General features: G+C 72.1%; 12 protein-coding genes. 4 read left to right on the top strand and 8 right to left on the bottom strand.

Annotated elements, in window-relative coordinates; all coding sequences use genetic code 11:
* The coding region (locus ACVNF4_RS27710; protein ID WP_461805606.1) for a response regulator at positions 1-456 on the bottom strand (456 nt) is incomplete at its 3' end.
* Between the two features lie 40 nt (positions 457-496).
* The gene (locus ACVNF4_RS27705; RefSeq protein WP_461805605.1) at positions 497-1,765 is read right to left on the bottom strand and encodes a sensor histidine kinase; all 1,269 of its coding nucleotides are present in this window, start codon (positions 1,763-1,765) and stop codon (positions 497-499) included.
* 180 nt (positions 1,766-1,945) lie between these two features.
* On the opposite strand from ACVNF4_RS27705, the gene ACVNF4_RS27700 reads away from it, so the two are divergent.
* A complete protein-coding gene (locus ACVNF4_RS27700) occupies positions 1,946-2,146 on the top strand; it encodes a hypothetical protein (RefSeq protein WP_461805604.1) in 201 nt (66 codons plus the stop codon).
* 55 nt (positions 2,147-2,201) lie between these two features.
* Here the strand turns inward: ACVNF4_RS27700 and ACVNF4_RS27695 are convergent, their stop codons facing one another.
* The 5 genes from ACVNF4_RS27695 to allB all read right to left on the bottom strand — a co-directional run bounded on the left by ACVNF4_RS27695 (position 2,202) and on the right by allB (position 6,968).
* Positions 2,202-2,588: a guanyl-specific ribonuclease gene (locus ACVNF4_RS27695; protein ID WP_461805603.1), complete on the bottom strand. Its 387-nt coding sequence runs from the start codon at positions 2,586-2,588 to the stop codon at positions 2,202-2,204.
* A 96-nt stretch (positions 2,589-2,684) separates the two neighbouring features.
* Positions 2,685-3,311: a dihydrofolate reductase family protein gene (locus ACVNF4_RS27690; RefSeq protein WP_461805602.1), complete on the bottom strand. Its 627-nt coding sequence runs from the start codon at positions 3,309-3,311 to the stop codon at positions 2,685-2,687.
* A gap of 106 nt (positions 3,312-3,417) precedes the next feature.
* Positions 3,418-4,380, bottom strand: coding sequence for a hypothetical protein (locus ACVNF4_RS27685; protein ID WP_461805601.1), 963 nt, complete (start codon positions 4,378-4,380; stop codon positions 3,418-3,420).
* Between the two features lie 55 nt (positions 4,381-4,435).
* On the bottom strand, positions 4,436-5,551 hold the full coding sequence (alc, locus tag ACVNF4_RS27680; RefSeq protein WP_461805600.1) for an allantoicase: 1,116 nt from the start codon (positions 5,549-5,551) through the stop codon (positions 4,436-4,438).
* Positions 5,552-5,633: 82 nt separating this feature from the next.
* Positions 5,634-6,968, bottom strand: coding sequence for an allantoinase AllB (allB, locus tag ACVNF4_RS27675; protein ID WP_461805599.1), 1,335 nt, complete (start codon positions 6,966-6,968; stop codon positions 5,634-5,636).
* Positions 6,969-7,197: 229 nt separating this feature from the next.
* Between allB and ACVNF4_RS27670 the strand changes: the two genes are divergently transcribed.
* Both ACVNF4_RS27670 and ACVNF4_RS27665 read left to right on the top strand, forming a co-directional pair.
* Complete coding sequence (locus ACVNF4_RS27670; RefSeq protein ID WP_461805598.1) at positions 7,198-7,992, top strand: IclR family transcriptional regulator; 795 nt, start codon at positions 7,198-7,200, stop codon at positions 7,990-7,992.
* Positions 7,982-8,683 carry a DUF6304 family protein gene (locus ACVNF4_RS27665; protein WP_461805597.1) on the top strand — a complete coding sequence of 234 codons (702 nt, stop codon included), beginning with the start codon at positions 7,982-7,984 and terminating at the stop codon, positions 8,681-8,683. The genes ACVNF4_RS27670 and ACVNF4_RS27665 overlap by 11 nt, the downstream gene beginning before the upstream one ends.
* Positions 8,684-8,705: 22 nt before the next feature.
* On the opposite strand, the gene ACVNF4_RS27660 is transcribed toward ACVNF4_RS27665, so the two are convergent.
* Positions 8,706-9,020 (bottom strand): DUF5955 family protein, encoded by a 315-nt coding sequence (locus ACVNF4_RS27660; protein ID WP_461805596.1) that lies wholly within the window; start codon positions 9,018-9,020, stop codon positions 8,706-8,708.
* A 123-nt stretch (positions 9,021-9,143) separates the two neighbouring features.
* On the opposite strand from ACVNF4_RS27660, the gene ACVNF4_RS27655 reads away from it, so the two are divergent.
* The coding region (locus ACVNF4_RS27655) for an NTP transferase domain-containing protein (RefSeq protein WP_461805607.1) at positions 9,144-9,262 on the top strand (119 nt) is incomplete at its 3' end.

Raw genomic sequence — 9,262 nt, 5'->3', positions numbered from 1 at the left:
CGCGCGTGCGTGCCGGGTGTCGGCGGCGCTCCCGGCGGCGTGGGCCATCAGCTGACGGGTGACGACGGGCGACAGGACGGGATCGCCGGCCGCGACCTTGCGGACGGCGTCGAGGATCTCGGCGGGCGGGGTGTCCTTGAGGACGAACCCGGCGGCGCCCGCGCGCAGGGCGCGCAGGACCTGTTCGTCGGCGTGGAAGGTGGTGAGGACGACGACCTGGGGCGCGTCCTCGCGGGCGCGCAGGCGCTCGGTGGCGGTGAGGCCGTCCACGGCGGGCATCCGGATGTCCATCAGGACGACGTCGGGCCGCGTCCTGTCGACGAGGGCCTCGACCTCGGCGCCGTCGGCCGCCTCACCGACGATCCGGACGTCGTCGGCGCCGCCCAGCATCAGGGACAGCCCCGCCCGCACCAGGGGGTCGTCGTCGACGAGGAGCAGTCTGATCGTCGTAGTCATGGGCTCACGAAACCATGTCCCGGCGTGCTTCCGGTACGTCTCACCGCGCGGTCTCCGTCCGCCACGGCAGCCAGGCGCGGACCTCGAACCCGCCGTCGTCCAGGGGTCCGTGGGCGAGGGTGCCGCCGGCGAGGGCGGCGCGTTCGGTGAGGCCGATGAGGCCCTGTCCCGAGCCGGGGACGTGCGGGACGTCGCCCTCGGGCGCGGGGTTGACGACGGTGACGGTGAGGCCGTCCCCGGGGGCGCCGGTGACCGTCACGGACACCTCGGTGCCGGGGGCGTGCTTGCGGGCGTTGGTGAGGGCCTCCTGGGCGATGCGGTAGGCGGTGCGGCCGACGGAGGCGGGGACGGACGCGGCGTCGGTGACGCGCTGTTCGAGGACGACCTTCATGCCGGCCTCCCGGGACTCGGCGGCGAGCGCGTCGAGGCCGCCGAGGGTGGGCTGCGGGCGGCCCTTGTCGTCGGCCTCTCCCGCGCGCAGGACGCCGATGATCTCCCGGAGGTCCTGGAGGGCCTCGTGGGCGCTCTCCCGGATCACGCCGGCCGCGCGGGCGATCTCCTCCCGGGGTGCGTCCGGGCGGAACTCCAGGGCGCCCGCGTGGACGCTCAGGAGGGTCAGCCGGTGCGCGAGGACGTCGTGCATCTCGCGGGCGATGGCCTCGCGCGCGAGACGCTGCGCCTGTTCCGCGCGCAGGCGTGCCTCGGTCTCCGCGCGGTGGGCGCGGTCGCGCAGGCTGAGCATGAGCTGCCGCTTGGAGCGGACGAACAGGCCCCAGCCGACGACGGCGGCACCGAGCACGAAGACCAGGATGACCGAGCCCAGGTAGGGCAGGTCGGGGTCGGGGCGCATCCAGTAGAACAGCGGCATCACCCCGAGGGAGAGCGCCGCGACCCAGGCGGACTGCTTGAGGGGCCGGTGGACGATCAGGGTGAACACGGAGATCAGCCCGGCGCCCCCTGCGGACGCCGACAGGAGGCTGACGGGGATCATCGCGACGGCGAACCCCAGCGGCCAGCGGCGGCGCAGCCACACGGCCGCGCAGGAGAGGCCGCCCAGGATCTGGTCGAGGGCGGCGAGGGGGTGCGGCAGATCCTCCTTGGAGACGCTGTCGGCGGCCAGCAGGCCCACCAGGGCGGCCAGGAAGAACGCGGTGAAGTCGACGAGCCAGTCGCGCACGGTGCGCCGGGGCCGCCGGCCCTCCCGCGCGGGATGGCCGTCCTGTTCGAGTTCGGCGACGACGGCGGACGGCAGCAGCCACCGCGGCCCCTCGAACGCCCGTGTCCCCCGGTCCTGCTTCACGGTCTTCACGGTCCACAAATCTATGCGCCCCGGGTACCCGCCCGCCGCCCCGCGCGGGTGATCGACTACCTAAGTCGCGGCGCCCTCGACTTTCGGCACTCCCGCGCGCGGGAGAACGGGTCTTCCGTAGGGACGGCGTCGTCCGGCGGCCGGTGTGCGAAGGGGGTCCGCAGGGCGAAAGTCACCCCTATGAAGGCGCTGCTGGAGGTTCTCGGTCTCGTCGCCCTGGCGCAGGGCGGTATGGGGCTGCTGCACGAATTCGCCGGGTGGGACATCGGGATGGTGCAGCGGGTCGGTTTCTTCGACGGGGCGGAGATCTACGTCAGCGTGGCGCTCGTGGCGCTCGCGTGCGCCCTCTTCGCCGTGGCGGGACGCGGAAGGCCCGACTGATGTGCAGTCGGGCCTCCGGGTGACGCTCGCTCTCAGGGGCTGAGGGCGTGGGGGTTCAGCAGCTGAAGTCGATCAGGTCGAAGGTCGCGTAGTGGTCGGAGGTGTAGTAGTCCTCCTGGTTCTGCTGCCCGGTGACGATGCGGCGCGCGCCGCGCGTCGAGGAGCCCGGGGTCTTCACGGTGTACTCGTGGTAGTAACCCCGGCTCTGGCTCGGCAGGACGCCGTCACGGTTCTGGAAGACGACCCCGTCCTGCGAGTAGGGGAACGGACCGCCCTGGTCGATCAGGTTCAGGGTGGTGTGCGCCTGCGACGGCAGGTCGCCGTAGCAGATGCTGCCGACCGCAGCCGCAGCGGGGGTCGCGGTGACGGCTCCGCCGACGAGGAGGGCGGACAGGACGGCGCCGGCTGCGGCGACTCGGGTGATGCGTGGGGGGAATCTCATGCGCCCATGATGACGCGCGTAGATGCTGGCATGTCAACGACAACTTCCAAGATTTTCCCGTCCCGTCCGACGTGTTTTCGGGAAGTTAACCTGGAGCTAGGAATCGGCCGGGAAATCGAACGAGCCGTAGCTCGGACGGCCCGTCAAGTCGTAGCTCGCGATGACCACTCCAGTGCTCGTGACACGGCTTCCGACGTGCCGGAACGCCGTCGGCGAGGTGCCCTCGGGGAAGAGCTTGCGGCCCGCTCCGAGGACCACCGGGAACGTCATGAGGTGAAGGGTGTCGAGGAGGCCGAGGTCGACGAGGGAGCGCACGAGCGCGCCGCTGCCGTGGACCTGGAGCTCGCCCTCGGTGCGCTCCTTGAGGACGGCGACCTCCTTGGCGAGATCACCCGTGAGAACCGTCGTCCCGGCCCAGGAAGGGTCCGTCAGGGTCGTCGAGGGGACGTACTTCGGCAGAGCGTTCACCTTGACCGCGACCGGGTTGCCGGGGTCGGTGATCTTCGGCCAGTAGCCCGCGAAGATGTCGTAGGTGCGGCGGCCCAGCAGGAACGCGCCGACCCGCCCGAAGTTCTCGACGACGAACCGGCCGAAGTCGTCATCGTCGTACGGGACGGTCCAGCCGCCCTGCGTGAAGCCGTCGGCCGGGTCCTCCGAGGGGCCTCCGGGCGCCTGGTAGACGCCGTCGAGCGAGACGAACATGGTGGAGGTGAGCTTGCCCATGGCGGGGCCTCTTTCCGAAGAGATCCGATGTCTCCCGCCTTCCGGTACGGCGGGTGGGGTCCGCAGTCACCACTTCAGACCCCACCCGCGCGCGGAACTCATCGGTTCAGCCGAAGTTCCTGCGGACGCGGAGCAGGTAGCTGAAATCGTCCTCCACGCGCGCGTGGCCGGCGGGACGGATCTCCCGGGTGGCCAGATTCAGCGCAATGTTTCCGACAGCACCCAGTGCCCAGCCCAAGCCCGGCCAGGCGGCTCCGGCAGCTCCCGTGGCGAGTGCCGTCGTCACCAGCACGGACCGCTCCACCCAAGCGATCCCCCGGCTCCTACCCGCCGCGCGGTGGTCCGCCGCAGCCCGGTCGATCTCGTGGCGCAGACCGGCGACGACGTCGGCCGGGTGCTCGTAGCACTCCCGCAGTTCGCGCAGGAGCCGGTGCAGGGCGCGCATCAGACGCACCCGCTCGTCGGCGTGCCGGTCACGGAAGTCGAGGACGACGGACGTGGGAGTGCCGGGGGCGGGCACCGGGAGAAGGGCGCCGAGATCCGCCTGGAACGCAGGCAACCGCGCGAGGCCCGGGGCACGCAGGGATGCCTCGTAGGCTCCCGGACGGTCGGTGTACGGAACGTAGGGCACCGGCCCGGCGGCGAGCTCACGCGCAAGGACACTGAAGACCAGTTGCTGCACTTCCGGGGGAACGTGGATGTTCCACTGCCCGTCGTCGTGACGTTCCGCCAGCCCAAGGTCGAGCAGTTCGCACTCCAACAGCGTAGTGAGCATCGAGTTGTAGAAGACGGCGCTCCGGGGCGACGCCGGCGAGTCCTGCGCCAACTGACGCAGTTCCTGGCTCAGAACGTCCGCGGCGGAGTCGTTCAGCTGCCCGTCTTCACCACTGAGGCGCACCGGCGTATACAGGGACCGCTCCCTGAGTTCTTCCAGCTCCGGCGGCACAGCGACCTCGTAGACGTCCCGGTGGCGCGGGACGACGCTGGCGATGCCGTCCCAGTACAGCAGCGCCTGGTGCAGCACCTCCTCGGGCGGCCTCACCAGCGGGTAGTACAGCAGAGCTGCCATCACGCCTCCCCCGTGAACTCCCCGGCGTCTCCCGGGGAGTTCACGGTAGCGCGGGTCAGCCGCCCAGTTCCCGGTGCCGGGCGGCGAGGTCGGCGGCGCCCTTCTCGGTGAGGGTGCCGTGCAGGCGCAGGCGGGAGATGCCGCCGTCCGGATAGATGTCCACGCGCGCGTGCGTGCCGACGGCCGGTTCCGGCAGGACGAAGCGGTGGTCGGTGTCGGGCTGGAGGCGGGTGCGCGGGAGGATCTCGCGCCAGTCGCCGTCGTCGCCGTCACGGACCGCGACGGACGCCCAGCCGGCGCTGTTGCCCTTCAGGTACGCGGTGTCGATCTCGACGGCGCGGATCTCGGCCTGGGCGGCGAGGCGGTAGCGGATCCAGTCGTTGCCCTGGTCGCGGCGGCGCCGGGTCTCCCAGGCGTCGTCCATCTGGCGGGGGTGGCCGGGGCGGATGGTGTTGGAGGCCGGGGAGTAGAACAGGTTGGAGGCGTCCTCGGCCTGTCCGCCGTTCTCCAGGGCGACGACGTCGTAGGCGCCGAGGACGGCCAGCCAGGCCGGGTCGGGCACGACCTCGCCGTACACGCGCAGGCGCGCGATGCCGCCGTCGGGGTGCTGGTTGAGACGCAGGTGCGTGAAGCGCTGTTCGACGTCGACGGCGAAACCGTTCGCCGCGTGGCCGCCGACCTCGGTGCGCGGGACGAGGGTCGTCCACTTCACGTCGTCGCCGAGGAGTTGTTCCGGGGAGGGCGTACCCGGGAGCGAGGTGGCCTCCACGGAGACGGCCTTGGGGTAGTTGCCGCGGAAGTGCGCGGTGTCGACGACGATGCCGCGGACGACGCCGGGGGCGCCGAGGCGGATCAGCGCCCAGTCGTGGTCCTCGGCGGTGGGCCAGGGGTGCTCGGCGCTCGCTCCGCGCCTGCGGCGGGTCTCCCAGCCGTCCATGACCTTGCCCTTGTGCCCGAAGTGCTCGGGGTCGAAGACCGCGCGGCCGGGCAGCAGGAGGTTCTCCCGGTGGGCGAAGAACTCGTCGTTCGCGGCGATCACCCCGGCGCCGAGCCGCCGGTCGGCGAGGTCGGCGAGGTGGGTGAAGGGGAAGTCGGCGGTGCGGTGGTCCGCGTACGGGTCGCCGCCCTGGTAGGGCTGCGCGTCGCCGGTGAAACGGGGGATCGCCGTCACAGGGGGTGCCTTTCGGGAGTCGGCGGGTGCGGGTGCGGAGGGGGAAACGGTTCAGCGTGCGCCAGGAGGCGGGGGAAACGGTTCAGCTCGGGCGGGTCAGCAGTTCGCCCTTCGGCTCGGTGAACTCCCCGCGCGCGTACACGCGTGTGCCGCGCAGCCAGGTGGACCGCACGACGCCGTACAGGGTGCGTCCCGCGTACGCGGTGACGCGGTTGCGGTGCTGGAGGGCGGCGGGGTCGACGGTGAACGTCTCGTCGGGGGCGAGCACGGCGAAGTCCGCGTCGTGGCCGGGGGCGATCGCGCCCTTGCGGCCGTCGAGTCCGGCCAGGGCCGCCGTCCGCGCGGACATCCAGCGGACGACGTCCTCCAGGGAGTGCCCCCGCGCGCGGGCGGCCGTCCAGACGGCCGGCAGGCTGAGCTGGAGGCCGGAGATGCCGCCCCACGCGGTGGCGAAGTCGGGGGTCTTCAGGTCGGCCGTGGAGGGCGAGTGGTCGGTGACGACGCAGTCGATCGTCCCGTCGGCGAGGGCCTGCCACAGGAGGTCCTGGTTGGCGGCCTCGCGGATCGGCGGGCAGCACTTGAACTCGCTGGCCCCGTCGGGCACTTCCTCCGCCGTCAGCGTCAGGTAGTGCGGGCACGTCTCGACGGTGACGCGGACGCCGTCCGCCTTGGCCTTCGCGATCAGCGGGAGGGCGTCGGCGGAGGACAGGTGCAGGACGTGCACGCGCGCGTGGAGGCGTGCCGCCTGTTCCAGGAGGTGCGCGATCGCCGTGTCCTCGGCGTGCCTCGGGCGGGAGGCGAGGAAGTCGGCGTACTTGGGACCGCCCTGCTGGGGGGCCGCCTCCAGGTGGTGCGGGTCCTCCGCGTGGACGACGAGGAGGCCGTCGAAGGCGGCGATCTCCGCCAGGGAGCGGCCGAGCCGCGCCTGGTCGAGGTGCGGGAACTCGTCGACCCCGGAGGGCGACAGGAACGCCTTGAAGCCGAAGACCCCGGCGTCGTGCAGGGGGCGCAGGTCGGCGGTGTTGTCCGGGAGGGCGCCGCCCCAGAAGCCGACGTCGATGTGGGCCTTGCCGGCGGCGACCGTCCGCTTCACGTCGAGGTGGGCGACTGTCGTGGTCGGCGGGAGGGAGTTGAGGGGCATGTCGATCAGGGTGGTGATGCCGCCGGCCGCCGCCGCGCGCGTGGCGGTCCAGAAACCCTCCCAGTGGGTGCGGCCGGGGTCGTTCACGTGCACGTGCGTGTCGACGAGGCCGGGCAGGACGACGCCGTCGCCGACGTCCGTCACGCGCGCGCCGGGCGGCACGGGTGCGTCGTACGGCAGGACGGCGGTGATCTTGCCGTCGGTGACCGCGATCGTGGCGGCGCGCTCGCCCTCGGGCGTGATCACGCGTGTGGCGCGCAGGACCAGTTCGGTCACCGTGGACCCCTCTCCGACCTGGGTTTACATCCCTGAAACAGAATTCAACGATCTGTTGAAGGAGTCTTCACTCAGCTCCTCCGGAGCGTCAAGAGCCCACCCTTCGACCCCCACTGTTTCCGGATCACGGAATTTTACTTTCGTCAGCCAGAACGTAACGACGCACCCCTGAGGAGTCAACACACCGCCCGGTAGGCTGCTGCCTCCTGCCTGCCGAAAGGAACGCGCCGTGCCGCCGTCGAGCGCCAGCACCTCCGAGCCCGCCAAGTCCGCCGGCGGGGGCGTCCAGTCCCTGGAGCGCGCCTTCGACCTCCTGGAGCGGATGGCGGACGCGGGCGGCGAGGTCGGGCTGAGCGAGCTGTCGGCGAGCAGCGGGCTCCCCCTGCCGACGATTCACCGCCTGATGCGCACGCTGGTGGCCTGCGGTTACGTCCGTCAGCAGCCGAACCGGCGGTACGCCCTCGGCCCCCGCCTGATCCGTCTCGGCGAGTCGGCGTCGCGCCTGCTGGGCACCTGGGCGCGGCCCCATCTGGCGCGGCTCGTCGAGGAGACCGGGGAGACGGCGAACATGGCGCTCCTGGACGGCGACGAGATCGTGTACGTCGCGCAGGTGCCGTCCAAGCACTCGATGCGGATGTTCACCGAGGTCGGCCGGCGCGTCCTGCCGCACTCCACCGGCGTCGGCAAGGCGCTCCTCGCCGGCTTCCCCGACGCGGACGTACGCGCCCTCCTGGGCCGCACAGGGATGCCCGCGGCCACCGAGAAGACCATCACCACCCCCGACGCCTTCCTGGCCGCTCTGGAGGCCGTACGCGGCCTCGGCTACGCGGTCGACGACAACGAGCAGGAGATCGGGGTCCGCTGCCTCGCCGTCTCCGTGCCGGACTCCCCCACCGCCGCCGCGATCTCCATCTCCGGCCCCGCCGGACGCGTCACGGAACAGGCGACCGAACGCATCGTCCCGGTCCTCCAGCAGGTCGCCCGCGAGCTGTCCGAGTCCCTCGCGAGCCAGAATGCCGGCTGAGGTGCGGCACTGGCCGGGGCACTACACCGACCGGCACGGGCGCGAGGCGGTCGTCTTCGTGTCCGACGGACGCGCACGCATCCGGACGACGATCCGGGGCGTCCCCTTCGAGGGCGACCGCATGGACGACCTGTGCGCGCTGTCCGGCGAGCCCCTCGGCGAGGCTTTCACGTTCGCGGGAGGGGCGCTCCGTTCCTGCCTGCTGGAGTGGCAGGAACCGCTGCCCGTCACGGTCGAGGGCGAGGGCACGCGCGCGGGGGCGTTGCATTGCACGCTGCGGCTGGGAGACCCTCACCCGGACCGGCCGGGGATCGACGTGCAGGAGTTGGACGTGTTCCTGCGGCTGGACGGCCGTGACCACCCGGCGGAGGGCGTCCACCACGACTTCGAGAGCGCCCTGCACGAGATACAGCGCCGGCTGCCTGCCGGGACGCGCGTCAAGGCGTGCGTCGCGTGCGCGTGGTCCGACTATCACCCCTTCGGGAGCCCGCTGATGGGCGGTCTGGCGTGCTTCCGGGACGCGAAGGACACGTATCGCCGGGTGACCGGGAAGGACGGGCCGGACAACATCTTCGACAGCTGGGACCTACGCACGGAGTTCGTGCAGGAGACGTGGGTGTGCGAGGAGTTCGAGGACCGGGCGGGGAATCCGGGGTACCGGGGGGCGTTTCCGTTCCCGCACCGATGGTGACCGACGCAGGGTGAGTGTCCGCTCACCCCCGCTGCGGCCCCCCGAAGTGCTCCACCGCCGCCCGCACCTCCGACAGCCCCCGCGACAGCGCGCTCACCGACCCGATGGCCCCCGCGACGACGAGCAGGGAGTTGCGCAGGCGCGGGACCTCGGGGATGCCGTAGGCCGTCATCGCGGCCAGCGCGGCGAGTTCGTCCTCGGCGATGGCCCGGTCGGGGAACTCCGCCGGGTGGGCGGCGAGTTCGCGGCGCAGCCGGGACACCGCGCCGCGTAACTCCGTGACTCTGGGATCTTCGTCGCTGCCCGTCAATGACCTCTGCCCCACGCTCCGCAACACCGCTTCTCGCCCCCGGGACGCGGGTCAGTAAACGCCACTCACGCGGCGTGGCGCCACACCGAGGACGGAATTTCAGCCCCGCCCGATCACCCCTGAGGCCGCCGGCCCAGGTATGCAGGACGTATGACGCACAACGAAGGCCGGATCGCCGGTCTGGTGCTCGCCGCGGGGGCCGGCCGGCGCCTCGGCGGGCACCCCAAGGCGCTGCTCGTCCACCGGGGCCGCCCGCTCGTCGAGCACGC

It is taken from the genome of Streptomyces sp. S6, from assembly GCF_054880855.1.
The sequence above is the reverse complement of the archived record's forward strand: the minus strand, read 5'-3'. Positions and strand labels throughout refer to the sequence as shown.